This window comes from Massilia orientalis (assembly GCF_030411975.2).
Taxonomy (GTDB): Bacteria; Pseudomonadota; Gammaproteobacteria; order Burkholderiales; family Burkholderiaceae_D; genus Telluria; species Telluria orientalis.
Window position 1 is genome coordinate 185,055 of record NZ_JASNRB020000013.1, and the last position, 15,290, is coordinate 200,344.

General features: G+C 60.3%; 14 protein-coding genes. 2 read left to right on the forward strand and 12 right to left on the reverse strand.

Annotated features, from left to right (window positions below; translation table 11 throughout):
- Positions 1 to 10: 10 nt before the first annotated feature.
- The 10 genes from QPK29_RS21310 to QPK29_RS21355 form a co-directional block, all read right to left on the reverse strand.
- Positions 11 to 439 (reverse strand): H-NS histone family protein, encoded by a 429-nt coding sequence (locus tag QPK29_RS21310; protein ID WP_371771006.1) that lies wholly within the window; start codon positions 437 to 439, stop codon positions 11 to 13.
- A 93-nt stretch (positions 440 to 532) separates the two neighbouring features.
- Positions 533 to 922: a hypothetical protein gene (locus tag QPK29_RS21315; RefSeq protein WP_371771007.1), complete on the reverse strand. Its 390-nt coding sequence runs from the start codon at positions 920 to 922 to the stop codon at positions 533 to 535.
- Between the two features lie 25 nt (positions 923 to 947).
- The gene (locus QPK29_RS21320) at positions 948 to 1,439 is read right to left on the reverse strand and encodes a DUF2726 domain-containing protein (RefSeq protein WP_371771008.1); all 492 of its coding nucleotides are present in this window, start codon (positions 1,437 to 1,439) and stop codon (positions 948 to 950) included.
- A gap of 68 nt (positions 1,440 to 1,507) precedes the next feature.
- Positions 1,508 to 3,949: a DNA topoisomerase gene (locus tag QPK29_RS21325; RefSeq protein ID WP_371771009.1), complete on the reverse strand. Its 2,442-nt coding sequence runs from the start codon at positions 3,947 to 3,949 to the stop codon at positions 1,508 to 1,510.
- A 145-nt stretch (positions 3,950 to 4,094) separates the two neighbouring features.
- Positions 4,095 to 4,925, reverse strand: a complete 831-nt coding sequence (locus QPK29_RS21330) for a hypothetical protein (RefSeq protein WP_371771010.1) — start codon at positions 4,923 to 4,925, stop codon at positions 4,095 to 4,097.
- A gap of 67 nt (positions 4,926 to 4,992) precedes the next feature.
- Complete coding sequence (locus QPK29_RS21335; protein WP_371771011.1) at positions 4,993 to 5,961, reverse strand: hypothetical protein; 969 nt, start codon at positions 5,959 to 5,961, stop codon at positions 4,993 to 4,995.
- A gap of 392 nt (positions 5,962 to 6,353) precedes the next feature.
- Positions 6,354 to 6,674, reverse strand: a complete 321-nt coding sequence (locus QPK29_RS21340; protein ID WP_371771012.1) for a hypothetical protein — start codon at positions 6,672 to 6,674, stop codon at positions 6,354 to 6,356.
- Positions 6,675 to 6,688: 14 nt separating this feature from the next.
- Entirely contained in the window at positions 6,689 to 8,257 is a 1,569-nt protein-coding gene (locus QPK29_RS21345) for a UvrD-helicase domain-containing protein (protein WP_371771013.1), read from the reverse strand.
- 65 nt (positions 8,258 to 8,322) lie between these two features.
- Complete coding sequence (locus QPK29_RS21350) at positions 8,323 to 8,988, reverse strand: hypothetical protein (protein ID WP_371771014.1); 666 nt, start codon at positions 8,986 to 8,988, stop codon at positions 8,323 to 8,325.
- Between the two features lie 186 nt (positions 8,989 to 9,174).
- Entirely contained in the window at positions 9,175 to 10,437 is a 1,263-nt protein-coding gene (locus QPK29_RS21355; RefSeq protein WP_371771015.1) for a hypothetical protein, read from the reverse strand.
- Positions 10,438 to 11,625: 1,188 nt separating this feature from the next.
- On the opposite strand from QPK29_RS21355, the gene parM reads away from it, so the two are divergent.
- Both parM and QPK29_RS21365 read left to right on the forward strand, forming a co-directional pair.
- Positions 11,626 to 12,747, forward strand: a complete 1,122-nt coding sequence (parM, locus tag QPK29_RS21360) for a plasmid segregation protein ParM domain-containing protein (RefSeq protein ID WP_371771016.1) — start codon at positions 11,626 to 11,628, stop codon at positions 12,745 to 12,747.
- A 13-nt stretch (positions 12,748 to 12,760) separates the two neighbouring features.
- Positions 12,761 to 13,261, forward strand: coding sequence for a hypothetical protein (locus QPK29_RS21365; protein ID WP_371771017.1), 501 nt, complete (start codon positions 12,761 to 12,763; stop codon positions 13,259 to 13,261).
- A gap of 207 nt (positions 13,262 to 13,468) precedes the next feature.
- Here the strand turns inward: QPK29_RS21365 and QPK29_RS21370 are convergent, their stop codons facing one another.
- Both QPK29_RS21370 and QPK29_RS21375 read right to left on the reverse strand, forming a co-directional pair.
- Positions 13,469 to 13,969 (reverse strand): hypothetical protein, encoded by a 501-nt coding sequence (locus QPK29_RS21370; protein ID WP_371771018.1) that lies wholly within the window; start codon positions 13,967 to 13,969, stop codon positions 13,469 to 13,471.
- A gap of 184 nt (positions 13,970 to 14,153) precedes the next feature.
- Positions 14,154 to 15,155, reverse strand: coding sequence for a hypothetical protein (locus tag QPK29_RS21375; RefSeq protein ID WP_371771019.1), 1,002 nt, complete (start codon positions 15,153 to 15,155; stop codon positions 14,154 to 14,156).
- Positions 15,156 to 15,290: the final 135 nt, after the last annotated feature.

Genomic DNA, 15,290 nt, shown 5'->3' on the forward strand with positions numbered 1-15,290 from the left:
CGGCGCCGGACTAATCTACTAAAAAATCTTCCTTTTTAGCTCCTGCCTCCAGGAGCGGTTGCATCCACAGCGGCGGCTTACCTCGGCCAGACCACGTGTGCTGTCCATCAGGCGAGCGATACTTCGGCTTCACCTGGGATCGGCCGTCTGGGGCTGCGGCCTCGATATTCGACGTTGCACGCGGTGCAGCTGGAATCGCACCCGCCAACTGTGGTCCGGTCTTTTTACGAGCGGTTTGCGATACTGTCGGGACTCTTGCGAATCCCATCTCCTCAGGAGTCAGGTCATACATCTTGATCTTCTCCCTGACCTCGGCGAGCGCCTTTTCGCGGCTCTGCTGACGAAGCTGGGCGACACGCTGCTGCGCCCGCTTCAGTTCTTCCATCGCGCTCAACAGTTCGTTGTCGTCCGACGCCGCGCTTGCCGTACCTTCGGTCACAATTAACCCCATAGTTTATTCTTGCCACCAGTATATTTATTATTATAATGGCCTGTCAAATAATAACTACAGAAATAATCACTTATAATAAATTCACGCGCGCGGCGCCGAGTTCTCGTGCTCGACCTGGCCTTCTGTGTCCTGCTGGAAGATGACGCACGCGATGAGGGCTTCCGCCGCGCTCGGGAAGGACTGGGGCGAAACAACCCCATCGCGAGATGCCCATCGGTAGGCAATGAAGCCCGGCTCACGTATCACGCCCCACCCTGCCTGATCGAGCTCGTCCGCGATCGGAGCCAGCAGACCATTCGCCTCACAACAGTCCCTCCAAGCATCCTCTCGTGAGGGAAACGTCGATACCGATTGCGCTCCCCCAGCACCGACACTGGACGCCATCCAAAAATAGCTGTCGGCGGGGTCGCCATTCTCAACGGCGTCCCACACGTGCACGCCGTAACCTGCTGCCAGCGCGAGTTGCTTCAAGACGTCGCCTGGCGCGATCATCGTGTCAGGATCCAATCGGAGAGGCCGCCTCAGCCGCCGTTCGAATCGCGCTGATGTCTGCGGCAATCTGCGACTCGGCCGGTTTCGAGCGGGACTGGTAGCGCACCGTGCGGATGCCCGCGGCGCCTGTGAAACCGTCTCGAATCGCATCCCGGCCAGCGACGTGCGTCCTGTCGTCGAGTTCGATGATCGCGACAATCGCCCACTGCGGATCGAAGATGGTGTAGTCGACGACCTTCTGCGAAATCCGGCGGAAGTCGACCAGGCGGGCCTGCCTATTCGTCGACGTAGGCTCGATCAGCGCATGCATGGCAACCTGCGGGAACACATGCATGCCTGGAAGCGCGCGGCTGATTCGACCGAAAAATTCGATCTCATTTTGCGTCATCACCGGACGCTTCCGGTACGCACCTTGACGCGGCCGCGCCGGAACCAGGACGAAGGTTACGATCGCCAGCGCGACGAAAATGATCAACGAGGCAAGAAAGAGCTTCATTTGGACAGTGCGGCAAAGTGCCTTGAGTGCATGCCCCTGCATTTTTGAGGCATGCACGGTTGGAGAGATCAGTCGAAGAAGAGCTCGACCTTGTGCTCCTTCGACAGCTTGTAGCCGGCGTTAAAGCCCTTGCCGGTGCGCGTGCTCAGGAAGCCCCCACACACAGGGGTTTTGCGCTTTGCCAGGAGATAGTCGGCTTCTTCATCGGTCATCTGGCGGCCGGAGATCGTCCGATAGAAGAAGTAGTCACCTTTCTCGCAGCTGAAGGTGTCCTTGAGCGCGCGTATCGTGCTTTTGCACTTCGGGCAGGTCTGCTTCAGCGCCGGCGCCGCCGCCAAGGTCGCTGCGTCGGCCTGTTCACGGGGAGCGAACACGAACTCAACCTTCCAGTCGTCCGTCAGCTTCAACATGGCCGAGAACGGTTTCTGCGTTTTCGAGCTTACGAACCCTTCCAACGTATCAGTGAGCCGATGCTGCAGCAGCTTCGTCACCTCGTCCGGCGTCAGGGTTCGCGTCAGCAGCTGGCGCTTGATGTCGATGCCGCACTGGCGATCGCACGCATAGGAAGAGATTCCACCCTTCACGGCGCCGCCGCACTTGGGGCAGGGAGCAGTCAGCGTGACCACCTCGACGGCTGGCGCCTTGCGACGGATCGCGTCGAGCATGTCGCGGGTCGCCTGCTCGATCTCGTGCATGAAGGCAGCACGCTGGTACTTCCCTTCGCTCATCAGTTGGAGCTTGTGTTCCCACTCGCCAGTCATCGCAGGCGAGGTCAGCGCCGCCACGCCAATCTGGCGCAGGAATGCGATCAGACCCATCCCTTTCGCCGTCGGCACGAGGTACGTCTTGTCGCGCACTACGTACGGCTCTTTTGGCTTGCCGCCCGGCCCGGCCGTGCTCAGCAGGCCTTCGATCGTCGCAGCGCGCGTGGCCGGCGTGCCCAGGCCTTTCTCCGCCATTGCATCGCTGAGCTCGCTGTCTTCCACCAGACGGCCGGCATGTTCCATTGCCGAGAGGAGGGCTGCCTCGGTCATGCGCTTCGGCGCCTTCGTCTGCAGTGCCTTGACCTCGATCGCCTTGGTGCTCACGCGCTCGTGCGGTGCGACTGGAGGCAGAGCAGGCGTCTTGTTGTCGTTGTCGATCAGGGCGCCATATACCGCCTTCCAGCCCTCGATCTGCATGACCCGGCCGCTGGACCGAAACTGCTCCCCCGCCACGGTGGTAATGCGCACGGTCTCGAGATACTCGGCCGACGGATAGAACGCGGCGATGAAGCGGCGCACGACCATGTCGTAGATCGCTTCCTCGGCTTCGGTCAAGCCCTGGGGCTTCACGCCGGTCGGGATGATCGCGAAGTGGTCGGAGATCTTCGTGTTGTCGAATATCCGCTTGTTCGGCCGAACCCAGTCGCTCCGGAGCGCGCGCTGCGCAAACGCCTCGTACCTGGTGCCATTCAGGTCGGCGAGGACCTGCTTGGCCGGCTCAACGTAATCTTCCGGAAGCGCGCTCGCATCGGTACGTGGGTAGGTAGTCACCTTGTGCTGCTCGTAGAGCGACTGTGCGATCTTCAGCGTGTCGGCGGCCGACAGCTTATATTTCTTGTTGGCCTCGCGCTGCAGCGTGGTGAGGTCGAACAGACGGGGCGCGCTCTCGCTCGATGGCTTCGTCTCGTCGCGAACCGACGAAGGGGAAGCCCCGCGGCACTTCGCGACGATCGCATGGGCATCCTCCTTCGTCATGATACGGTACTTGGAGGTTTCGCCGTCCTCGCCGGCGCCGGCGGCGGGGTTGGCGTTGTACCAACGCCCCTGGTAGTCACCGGCAGCCGCGCTGAAGGTGCCGTGCACCTCGAAATAATCGACGGGCTTGAAGTTGCGGATCTTCTCTTCCAGGTCGACCAGGATCGCCAGGGTCGGCGTCTGGACACGGCCAGCGGACATCGACTGGTAGGCGCCCCGAATTATCTGGTGCAGGATCGAGACGCCGCGGGAGCCGTTGATGCCAACCAGCCAGTCTGCTTCGGAGCGGCACCGAGCAGCATCGGCCAGGCGATCATAATCGGATGCCGGCACCATCTGAGTGTAGGCCTGCCGAATTGCGTCGGGCGTCATGGACTTCAGCCACATTCGCTTGGTCGGCTTCCTGCAGCCGGCAGCCTCGTAGATCAGGCGGAAGATCAACTCGCCTTCCCGGCCAGCGTCGCATGCATTCACCACGATGCTCACGTCTGGGCGATTCATGAGACGCTGCAGCAGCTTGAAGCGGGTGAGCGCGCGCGGATCTTCGATTGGACGCACTTCGAACTGTGCAGGGATCACCGGCAACGTTTCGAGCGACTTACCGCTCTTGTCGGCACCCGGCGCCACAACAGTAGCCAGGTGGCCTGCAGCGGACGAGATGACAACATCTGCCCGCTCGAAACCGTCCGCGGTCTTGGTGCAGTTTCCGATCGCCTTGGCGATATCGGCGGCGACGGACGGCTTCTCGGCGATGATGAGGGTTTTGGTCATGGGAGGCCTCTTGTGTGGGGTGGCCACCAGGTGCTGGAGCGCGAGGCGGCAAGGTAGATCTGGGGAACGCGATTTTGTTTGCCGCGCGCCGGCTGGCAAACAAAATCGTGCTGCTGCAGGGCGCCGGCGGGCGCCCTGCTCTCGATCAGCGCACGCTCGGCGCGTCGTCGTCCGGCTCCGGATCGTTGTCGTCACCGACCAGGAAGTCCGGGTTGAGCGCAACGTCGTCAGCGGTCAGGCCCTGGAGGCCCAGCAGGTTCAAGATGTTCGTGTGGGCGGGAGGCACTGCCGGTGTGATGTCGCCCGGCGCCGGGGCCACTTCGCGGACCGGCTGGGTCGAGAGCAGCAGCTCGCGGGTGCGCGATGCGTCGAAGACTTCGATGGTGTCGTTGGTCGATTCCGCCGGCAACGAGGCAAACTGCATGGTGTCTTGGGACAGGCGACCTTCGCGCACGGCATTCGGATCCGTGGTCAGGAAGACAGTGTTGGTTTCGAAGGTGCGCACCGTTTTCTTCTCGACCACGTGCACGCCGGCAGCGGTCAGTTCGTCTGCGATACGACGCAGGTCGGAGCCCGCAGCTTCGCCGAGCAGGGCCTGCATGACACCACGCTGCACCTGGCCGTCTGCATTCGCTGCGCGCTGGCGGGCGACGTCGGAAACGTGACGCAGGTACTGCAAGCCCATAATGGCCTTCTCGTGCTCCTGGTCGACCGAAATGCGTTCGATCGTGACCGACTCGCTCAGTTGCATCGGACCCAGCTCGCGGAACAGCGCGGGGATGCGCTCGTCCAGCTGCAGCACGATGGCGCCATTCTGATTGGCGATCTTGCCGAACATACCGTCCGCGAGCATGACGACGGCGGCGCTGAGTTGTGCCGCTTGCGGAAAGCAGGCACCGCGCGCGGAAACGAGGCGGACGAAATCGCCCGGCATGCAGGCGGCGGCGGAGGTGGGCTGGGAGCGATGGATGGTCATGACGGTCCTTTCGAAAATTATTGGCGGTGTGCCGTGCCGCTACGATAGGATTTTTAGGCAGGCGTGGTTACAAAATCGACGAGCTTCCACCGGCGTCGTACTGCTCGATATCAGCAATCAGCTTCAGCTTGCGGTCGCGTTCGCGGCTGTTGCGCTGCGCGATGCGTGTGATGTGCCGCTCGAGGGCGCGCTGGTCCAGCACCTGACCATCCAAGGTCTCGAATGTGCCACATCTCCATCGCAACCCGACCTTACTGGCCATCGCATCTTTCACCGGCGCGCTATCGCCGGGTTCGTCCGCGTACCTTTGCTTCTCCGAGAATCGACTGACACGTAGCCCACACCGTGGGCAAGTCGCAATGGTGTAAAGCGGCGCCCACAAATCGACGCCGCCGATCGCTTCGCAGCTCTCGACCTTGTACGAGATACGCGGCCCGTCTGAACTTGCGAGGATGTCGATCACGCGCGATTCGATTGACGTCGATCGGCAGGTCACCATCTTGAATAACGGTGGCGCAGGAAGATTGGAGAGGCCGAACGACTTGGCGAGCGTCAGTGGAACGGCTTGGTAATCGAATAGCTCCGGCCGCGCGTTGGCCGCCCTCACTAACTCCGCGACAGGTAGCCGTTGTGAGCGCCCGGTCCTAGAGGTCGTTAGCCACCCCTCCTGAATGTACTGCCGCCAATAGGTGCGGTCGACCCCGGTGACGACTGCCAGCTGCGACAGCGTGAAGCCTACCTTCGAGATCATTGCGAGGAGCTGTTCAAATCTGGCCTTTAACTCGACCGTGTTGGTCCCGACCAGGGCGGCCATTTCAGCAACGCTTGCGTCCCGCGCGGCCGCGGCGAGCAGCCGGTCATAGCGCTCGGGCCGCCACCCATCGTATTCCGGCAAAACCCCATGCTTTCGCAGGAAGGAGCCCATCGTGCTCAGAGAGACGCCATAGCTGGCCGACAGAGCCGTCAACGTCTGGGTGTCGAGGGCCTGGCGCAGCTCCGGTAGGTGTTTTTCAGTCAGCAGGTGGTTACGTGGCATTTACGTGTTGTATACATAAAACGTAACAAGTATAAGCGAAAAAAAAGGCCGATTGCTCAGCCTTGTAACGGATTCTGCAAAGTTGGCATGGCGCTCACTGGACGCCAACAGCGAAGCACCACGCACTAGCAGGCAGGCGCCATTGCCGTCTCCTCGTCAAGCTCGTTCCTTTCGCCGCATGACTCGACCAGGCAAACCCGATTGTGGGCAATCCCGGCGGAAAGCTCGCGCACGATCTCGCCCGCTTCTCCTTCCTCCCACGCGCGATCCGGCGCGCTGCGAGTAGCTTGGGACAGCCACTGCTCTGCCGCGACGACGCTCGTGAAGCGCTCCAGATGATCGCCATACAGGAGAACGACGTTCGCCGCTTTCGTCCAACCGTGTTCGTGAACTTACACGCCAGCGTGGGCTGGCTCTGCCGAAATGTCTGGGTCGTGATCGCGCCACGACTTGGCGAGGCGGCTCATTTCGGCGACGATCTCGGGCGGCACGCGAGCGCCGCTGCAGCAGACCAGGCCCACGCTGGCAAGCACCTTCCTGCGATAGCTGTCCGGATCTCCGCGCCACGCCCTGGCGCCGAAGTCCGCATAGTCCTTCTCGTAGAAATCGCGCTTCATGTAACGGTAGCTGACACGCTTGCCTGCGGGAGGGCCAGCCAGCACCACGTAGTCGGCTTGGCCTCGGTAATTCGACTGAAATCGCAAAGGATTCATTCGACGGCGTTCCTTCATGCGGCGCGGGGCAGCGAGCTTGGTTCAGGCTCGGCGGGTGCCGGCGCCGGCGCAACCTTTTCCGGCGGCTTCGGGAAGAGGTGCTGAGTGTCAGGCTGCTGGCGGAACCACTCGACCATCTCGGTCGTTGGCGCCACTGCCTTCATGGCCCTGGTTAGGGTCACATACATGAGGTTCGCTTCCTGCGAATCGATGCGCGAGGGATGCTGCCACTTGGTGCCGTCGGAAGGATCCTTGAACGAGAAGAAGTCGTTAATGAGGCGGACCACGGGCCATTCGAGACCCTTCGCTTTATGGGCAGTCGTCAGCACGAACGGGGCGTTCTTACTGTCGCGCACCTGCTCACGCTTGAGCGTGTCGATGATGTTGGGGATCTCGTCCTTGTACTGCTCGATCAGCTTGAATACGGAGCCGGCCTCGGCATCACCCGTCACCTCGACATAATCTTCCAGCTCGCCCCAGCTTTTCATCAGCTTGAGCACAGGGTCCTGGAAGCTGCCGCTGCTCTCGCCCTTGTACAGGCGGTACGCCTCTTGGATCGGCGCAATGCGATAGTCTTCGAAGCCCTTCACCCAGTGCAGCTTCTGGCCCTTCATGTGGAGCTCGAATCCCTTGCCGATCAGTCCGGCCACAGTGCGCGCCAGGTAGGCTTGTTGATCGCCGGGGACCACGCGGCCGCCGGCACCCAGCCCGCGGAGAGGGAGCGGCTCTTGCTTCCAGTGCTTCAGGAAAGTGGAAGCGAGTACGCCGATGTTGTGCGCGAAGCGGAACGAGGCAGTCAGGTTATGGGTCTCGTCGACTTTCAGGCCCGACATCGCGTCGACGGCGCCACGGAAACCGTAGATGGCCTGGTGCGGATCACCGATATACAGGCGCGAGCAGTGATTCTGCTGGTCCACCAGGTGGGAAATCAGCGGGTTCGCGTCCTGGCACTCATCAAACAGGATGAAATCGTAATTGAGCATCGGATCGGAGTTCGCCCACTGCTTGATGTAGACGTCCGGTACCGCTTGCGCCTCCTGGTCGTTGAGATCGGTCAGGCGCGCCCAGAATGCCGATGCGTTGTCCATCACTGCGCCAGCGGCCGCGCGTACTATCGGGCAGTTGCGCTCGTCCGGCAGGTGCTTGTCCGACATCACCTTGTCGGCGCTGCACATATAGTTCTTCAGGGTTTCGTTAACTGCCTTCGCGATCGCCCAGTTGGTTCCGAGCAGCTGTGCTGTGGTGCCCGTGCGAAGGGAACCAGTGGGCGGCAGTTTGCACGCTGCCTTGAGTTTGGCGCCGAAGCCGTCCCAGGCCAAGCTATGGCTGGTGCGGGCTTCAGTATTCACGCCCAGGGTACGCAGCCGACTGCTCGCTTCGAGCTGGGTCGGCTTACCGAAAGCCAGATACAGACCACGCGCTTTTGGGCGCGCCGCCGTGTACGCCATTGCCACCTTCGTTTTGCCGGAGCCGGCGCGGGCAACGACAGCGAGATTTTTGCCTTGGGAGACGACCACTCCGCCCTGTTCGCGGGTCAGCGTGGAGAATTGGGGGATCTTACTTACCGAGTGCGTCTGTTTCATACGTGCCTTTCCAGGATGGCTTCGGCTGCCATTCTGGAAGGCTTTCGCGGGCGTGGTTGCACGCCCTACTCTTCTATTCCGTCGGCGCTGTCGATCCTCGCGACGTGTGCAACAAAGCGCTCACGCTCCAGGGAATTCGCGAGCCGCTGCACAACGTCTCGGCGTTCGGCGGTTGTAGCTGGTCCTTGGGCCGCTTGGTGCTCAGGTAGCGGGCCGTGCACCTCGCGATACCGCCGCAGCTGGCGTTCGGTGTCGATCGTCGACCTCAACCAGCGCACTTCGCCGGACAGACCTTCGAGCAGCTTGAGAACACGGTCGTCCCCTGCCCCGCTCGCGAAAACGCCGGGCATCATGGCCAGCATAGCCTCGACTGCAGCATGGGCGACCTCTCGGACCTGGATCTCGTTCAACGCGGGCGCGGGTGCAGCTGATGCTGCGGGAGCCACATCTTGGGCCGGGCGGATCCCAGTTCTTGCGCGTTCGAAGCGTGCTCGAGCAATGCTGCGTGCTGCTTCGACTGCGGTGGCTTTCGAGCCGCGGCCAGCCAGATTGAGAAGTAGCGTCGACGTGGGAGGCAGCCCAGCGTTCTCGAGCACAGCTGCAATGTTCGCGATCTGGTCAGCGGCCGAGGTGCTTTGGTCAACCTCCCCGAGCAACTGGGCGACGCCGGCTGCTTCGATTTCGGTCAGCCAAGGGAAGGACGTGATAAGGGATGGGGTGTAATGGGTCATCGTCGTCGAACCGTAAGGTACACGGAAGATACCATATGGTACAACCAATGTCTCCAGGCCGTGAAACTCGACAAAAAGCCGTGGAACAATCGACATTTCCGCCCGATTTTTGGACCAAAAAAGAGCCTTATCTATTTGAAAGATAAGGCTTTTGTTTTTTCGAGCTCCACTATGATTGTTTCACGCTCAGAAGTGTTCCGCCGCGATCTCATCATTATCGGGCGATGCCAGAAGCTTGAGGAGCGCCGGGTTCCGTTCGAACTCCGCCGCCTTGGCTAGGACATCATGCCCTGGGAGTGCCACCGGGATGCCTGCGTTGCGGACCTTGCGCGGGCCGCTGTACGAGTTGGCGCGGTGCTTCCCGGTGTACCAGTTCTTCCCCATCCAGGGCGAGTGCCCCATCATCGCCGCGGCGACGAAAGCGCCATAGGCCGCCGCGACATTGGCGCGAGCCTGGTGTCGAAGCGAATAGAGGGTGATCCGAATAGGGCTCTTGCCTCGCACGCCTGTCGGCCACAACTCTTTGCATGCCCGGCCGAGCGCGGTTGAGCACCTGCGCGAGTAGTTTTTCGCCGCATCATGCGCGTCAGCTCGCGAAGCGAGGGCTGTCTGGATTTCCTCGTAGTGTTGGCGGACGTGGATCTGGTACACGCCTGGCTCGACCACGATGGTTCGCTCCCAGTCAGGTTCGCCCGCTTTCCTCTTGGCCGTATCCACGACAACCGCGAGCCAGCCGGCCTCGGCCTCACCGAGCGGCACCTCCGACGCCAGGGCCGGCCTGATGACTGCGTTCACCCACTCGGTCGGTCGCAGGCCAGTTGCGATTGTGGCCATCGCGAACGACTGGGAACGGCGCGCCCACTGGTTCCGCTCGGAGTACGCAGTTGCCAGATGTGTGATGATTTTGTCGAATTGCTTTGCCGGGATCGACTTGTCCCGAGAAGCGCGGGCCGCCGGGGGACGGCCCGCGCCAAATGGTTTGGCCGAGACGACGATCAGCGCGGCAAGCGCGCGGATAAGAGTCGGCTGCGGCTGTCCCTTGAGGGCGAAGTGTTGGGCCCGCTCGTCCATCGTGTAGAGAAAGCCCGAGCGGTATAACCGCCATGTTGCGGGGCTTATACTGGCCGAGTGAAGGAATAATCGTCGGATTATATCTACGGGATTGAGTATTCCGTCCTCGGAATTCATTTCGTGGGAATACTTGATCTCGAGCGTGCGCGAGTTCTCGTGGTACGTGGCGACCGAGCTCGGCTTGGGCGGCCCCTTCTTGACGTCGTCCCGACCCTGGCGCCACTCCGCGACGATCTGCTCGGCGGCATCCTGGGGGATGCTCTCTAGGAGAGCTTCTGCATCCAGGGATTTGAAGGCCAATGCCGTGGGGGCGCCGGGTTGCACAGCCGGAGCAGGATTGGTCGAGACCTGGGACTGTGATGCGGGTTTTTGCTGCATTCGAGGTATATTTTTCCGGGCCGGAGGGGCGGTTTTGTGGGGAAATACTGTGTTGTTGCGGGCCTGGGCATGTCGAATTGCCCTGCGTCAACAGTATACTCGTTTTTTATACTCCAGCGTGTCTAAGCTGCCATTAGGTGCCGGGTCGAGCCCCCCCTTCGACCCATAACCTAACCGCGCGTGCCGATGCCTTTCGAGCACGCGGCAGCGTATAACCTTGGCGACATGCTCACCAGGGGAATAAATCAAGATCACACCGACACGAGCGCTGCCCGGCTCGCGGCAAAACCGTAAATTTCACGCGCCAGAAAGTTTCACATATCGAATGCGGTGTACCCATGGCGTCCTAGGACGTAGGCACTTTGCGACCGTGGTGCCGGTGAGACGTTGCCGAAGTTTCGCACAGCAGAATTTTCTCGTGTTTGCAACCACGCCTACCTAACTGAATTTTTCGCGTTCGCTCGACACTATTTATGTATGATCAGCTCGCAACTAAGTGCTTGATCCTACGAGTTAGGTTGTTGTTTTTCATCGGCGCCGTACTTTGGTTAGGTGGGAGTCCCGCCCTAACTGACTTTCTGTTGGGTGAAATCGACCTCCAAACTGAATAACTTTCCTCACGAGCACCTCTATCCGCAAAGTGCCAGCAACTGGCGCCAGCACACCTGCTGACACGGCATTCCCGCAGCCCCACACCCGCAGTCGTTGCCGACTCCAACGCTTTCGCTTCGTCGCCCGGCAGGAAAACGTGCCGGTGACAGCGTGCCTTGCCTGACTGGTATTGACTATTTTTTTATAAGGTCTGCGCTCCACCCGTTTATATCCCTGTAGTTTCAATCTCGGTATATTTTTTATACCTCGAAAATACTACTGCGATCCTCGTTAAATACCGGGTTGCCCAGCTGCACTTCTCCTCCTCAACCATAAATGCATGGAGTGCATTTTCAATGCACTGACAGCCTTAGAAATGCAGTTCATTGCCTTGAAGGCGCTGGGTCGCATGGAGTTTCAGCGCATTTCCCAGCCCCTAAAGGGCCTCGAAGGCACAGGAAATGCACTCAGATGCTGAAAAGGGCGTGGTTGCAAGAGCTTGCAACTTGACAACTTCCGCCAATGCTGTAAAGTGACGCCACGTAGTCATGAAACGTAACAACTGGCGTTTTGCCACTTGCCTTGACGGAGAATTATATGAAACGACAACTGCTTCCTATCGGCCAGGACGATGGTCACGACACGATCAAAACCTGCTTCGGCTATGACGCCGCAACCGGCAAATATCATTACGGCTATCACAAGTCCAAAGCGAGCGCCGGCATTCAGCAGGTCATGTCCGTCGGTAGCCAGCACAGCTCGGCATACGAAACGGAAGGACAGCAGTTCACCGTGGCCGGCGGCCAGGCGCTGCTCAAGACGATGGACACGCGCGTGGTTAACTACCCTACTTCGGACCTGAACCGCGTGCTGGTCAACCATGCGCTCGCAGACGTGGGTCTGGGCGGCCAGGAGCTCTACCTGGTCACTGGCATGCCGGTGGACCAGTATTACAGGGAGAGCGCCCCGAACACCGAGCTGATCGAGCGTAAGATCGAGAGCTTGAGCAAGCCTGTGACCCGCATCGGCGCTGGCGCACCGATGGCCAAGATTGTCCGACAGAAGGTGGTCAGCGAAGCGATCGCCGCCTTTTACGACTCCTACATCAGCCATGACGGAACCCTGAACGATGCGATTGCGCAGATCATCGATCGTCGGCCGGTCGCAGTGATGGACTTCGGCGGCAAGACACTCGACCTGGCTGTCGTCATCGAAAAGGTAAAGGGAGTGTACGGCGAAAAGAGCGGCACCGAGAACATCGGCGTTCTCACGCTGATGACGAAAATCGCCGCCCGCATCAAATCGCAGTTCAACCTGAGCAATGATCCGCCGGCCGCGTACGTCGAGGAGGCCATGCGCACCAAGCAGTATGAATTCTTTGGCGAAATGCACGACGTGTCTGGGATCGTTGAAACGGCCTGCCGCGAGTACCTGGCCGAGGCGCAGTCGTTCTTTGTTTCGAAGGTCGGGGACGGCTCGGATCTGGGTGCGGTCATTTTCGTCGGCGGCGGCGCTGCCCTGATCCGTTCCGCTTTGGGTGACGACGCTTTCGCGGATGTGTTCCGCGGGAGGAGAATCATTGCCGAGGACCCTGAGTACGCGAACGCACGCGGCATGTGGAAGTTCGCCAACTTCATCGTCCGCGAGGAGGACCGCACGATCGAAGTCCCTGCGGTCGACGAGGCCGTGGGCGGTCGCGCCAAGAAGCTCGCAGCTTGAGCCTGGTTAAGCAATGGCACAGTACAACTTTCGATTGTTCCTGAAGCCGACGGCGATTGGCCAGGCCATCATCGATCGGCTCTCACCAGAAGGCGCCGATCGTCAGGCCTTGGCGCGACGCTGGATCGAGCTGGGTTACGCGCTGGAGCAAGCTGGCTTCCGTCTGGACGGCACCACGGTTTTTCAGGGCGCGCGGCCGCTGTCGCTCGAGGCGGCCGTGGCGCTTCCGATTCCATCGCATGGGCTGCAATCGTCGGCGGCAGGAGCTGTGGCGCATGAAGCTCGCGTTGCCGAGGCATCGGTCCCTGCCCACGCGAGTCTGGCGATGTCGACCACCTCGGGTGCCGCGGTAGCTGCTTCTGCGGATGCGGCTGCTGCTGACTCGGCCAAGACGCCGGCAGCGCCGGCCGTAACGCCAGTACCTGCTGTCGTGCCGGCCGCGCCGGTTCCCGGTGCTGGCACATCTCCTGCGCTAAACGCGGTGGCTGACAACCTTCGCAATTTGTCAGCGTGACCCCCTTCCTTTGAAATCGGTGGCGTTTTCGTAACCCATTGATTTCAAAGGAGTCCCAACTTGGGAAAAGCTACTCCCTTCCCTTCATCTCTTTTCCGCTCGCGTTCCCTTTGGTAGCTGCATAACTGGCGTTTTTCTAAGTCGTTGATTTTTAACGATTCCCAAGTTGGGAAAATCTAACGCCCTTTGGCATTAGGTTGACTTGTTCTACCGCGAACAAAGCACTGGCCATCCCTCCGTGGTTCGCCACTGCTGCTCTAGGAAATTCCTGAGCATCTTGTTGCCATCGGAACCGGGCACATGTGCTTCGCAGGTCAGGTAGTGAAACCTCCACGTGTACTTCATCAATGCAACGTATTGGTGAAGCGCGAGACAGCCCGTTCCTTTGTTTCCGCCAGCATGTTCCCTCGCCCTCGCCTTCAAATTTCCATGCTCACCTGAATAGACGATGTAGCCATCGCCCTTCTTTTCCGGGCCAAAGGACACTTTTTGGTCAATCAAAAATTTTGCGTCTTCGATACGTTTGGCGATCTTATAGTGCTTGCTGCCGACGCCTGGAAGAGGGCACGTGGCGAGAGCAACAAGCGGGGCATTCGTTTCGATCGCATACCATCCCGGTTCTGCCGGGATTTCGGCTCGCCAATCTGGCTTATCGAAATCCATTTCAACAACAGTGAAATTTTCCAGGTGGAGTTTCGGTATCGTCATAGTTCACATGTTCCAGAAGTTAAGCAAATGCGCTCGGCGTCGGACCAGCTCGACCGCGAACTGGGGCCGATAGTGTACTCGGCCGAGCGCTCCGCCGGACTTGGCGCCGCACAAAGGCGCCATCAATCTCGACGCGGAAGCAGGCGAGGGCGCTACGAGCGACTACGATACCGAGCGGCCCACGTCAGTCACCGAATTCATCTTCCCAGGCCGTGCTAGGTGGCACCAGGCGCACTGAACCCTCGACACAGGCTCGGGCGAACCGCAGGTTGACGGGTATTGATCCGCTCGGCGAGTGCACCAGCGCCAGCTGGCCAGGACCTCTCGACGCCTGGAACACGCCGAGAACGATGCCGTCCTCGGCGCAGACGTGGTAGCCGTCGTAGCGCCCGTCGAGGCGCTCCAGCGTGTCCTGCGCTGTCTGGTCCAGCTCGGCCGAGACGTGCGCTTCGCTGGTTTGCTTCGCTACCCAGGCGAAGTCGACGTTCTTGCGAAGCATTGCAGCCAGATAGGCGACAACCTCACGACCGCGGAGAGCGGCGATGTTGCTTTCGACTACCTTTACGACGTCGCTCAAGCGCTGTTTGACGCCCTTGGCTTTGGCCATGAGCCAACACACGGCGGTGCGCTTCACACCTAAGCCAAGCAAAGGCAGGAGCTCGACTGGCAGCCTGGTTTCGCGGTCGATTTCATCTTTTTTCGGCGAATCCGTGCACCCGGTTGTTTTCTGAATAGACTGACTCTTTTTGGTACGTTCCTTCTTTATAAGACCGTCTTCCACATTGGAAGACGGTGCCTTGTGGATAACCGGCTGGAGGCCGAGCAGAACCAGGGCTTTCAAGGTGAGAACGATCGGGGAGAGGTAGAAGGTCCCGCAGTGGCGCCTGCGCGTCTGCCTTCGAGTGATGTACCCTTTTTCCTCGAGCATCGCCAGTCCCCGATAGAGCGTGGAGTCTGACTGCAACAGCGCTTCGGCTCGAAGGGTATCTCGACGTGGGAAGATCTCCTTCGTCGGCGTGCGCGCGCGAACGAAAGTCAGAATACCGAAGAGCACACGTCTGGCCGTGAGATTCAGGTCCAGGCAGGTGAGAGGATCAAAAACCTGAGCGCGCGCGGCGATCAGCGTGACGGGGAGGGGCCGTGCAAGCGCGACGGCGCGGCCTGCCATCGAGTGGTAGAGCGTCATAAAACTCCTTTTCGTTGAGAAAAAGAGTCCCCGAGACTTGACAACAACTGTCTCTGCGCTACACTGTGGGCTGATCTCACCAGCTCATTAACCGATTGGCGTCGGTGTGCAGCGGACTCGAGGAGACGGTTGTAT

Excerpts from the sequence above, each read along its gene's own strand:
- QPK29_RS21345 (WP_371771013.1), bottom strand. The coding sequence starts at position 8,257 with ATGAAACAGACGCACTCGGTAAGTAAGATCCCCCAATTCTCCACGCTG.
- parM (WP_371771016.1), top strand. The coding sequence starts at position 11,626 with ATGAAACGACAACTGCTTCCTATCGGCCAGGACGATGGTCACGACACG.
- QPK29_RS21320 (WP_371771008.1), bottom strand. The coding sequence starts at position 1,439 with ATGAAGCTCTTTCTTGCCTCGTTGATCATTTTCGTCGCGCTGGCGATC.
- QPK29_RS21325 (WP_371771009.1), bottom strand. The coding sequence starts at position 3,949 with ATGACCAAAACCCTCATCATCGCCGAGAAGCCGTCCGTCGCCGCCGAT.
- QPK29_RS21375 (WP_371771019.1), bottom strand. The coding sequence starts at position 15,155 with ATGACGCTCTACCACTCGATGGCAGGCCGCGCCGTCGCGCTTGCACGG.
- QPK29_RS21340 (WP_371771012.1), bottom strand. The coding sequence starts at position 6,674 with ATGAATCCTTTGCGATTTCAGTCGAATTACCGAGGCCAAGCCGACTAC.
- QPK29_RS21335 (WP_371771011.1), bottom strand. The coding sequence starts at position 5,961 with ATGCCACGTAACCACCTGCTGACTGAAAAACACCTACCGGAGCTGCGC.
- QPK29_RS21355 (WP_371771015.1), bottom strand. The coding sequence starts at position 10,437 with ATGCAGCAAAAACCCGCATCACAGTCCCAGGTCTCGACCAATCCTGCT.
- QPK29_RS21330 (WP_371771010.1), bottom strand. The coding sequence starts at position 4,925 with ATGACCATCCATCGCTCCCAGCCCACCTCCGCCGCCGCCTGCATGCCG.
- QPK29_RS21365 (WP_371771017.1), top strand. The coding sequence starts at position 12,761 with ATGGCACAGTACAACTTTCGATTGTTCCTGAAGCCGACGGCGATTGGC.
- QPK29_RS21370 (WP_371771018.1), bottom strand. The coding sequence starts at position 13,969 with ATGACGATACCGAAACTCCACCTGGAAAATTTCACTGTTGTTGAAATG.
- QPK29_RS21350 (WP_371771014.1), bottom strand. The coding sequence starts at position 8,988 with ATGACCCATTACACCCCATCCCTTATCACGTCCTTCCCTTGGCTGACC.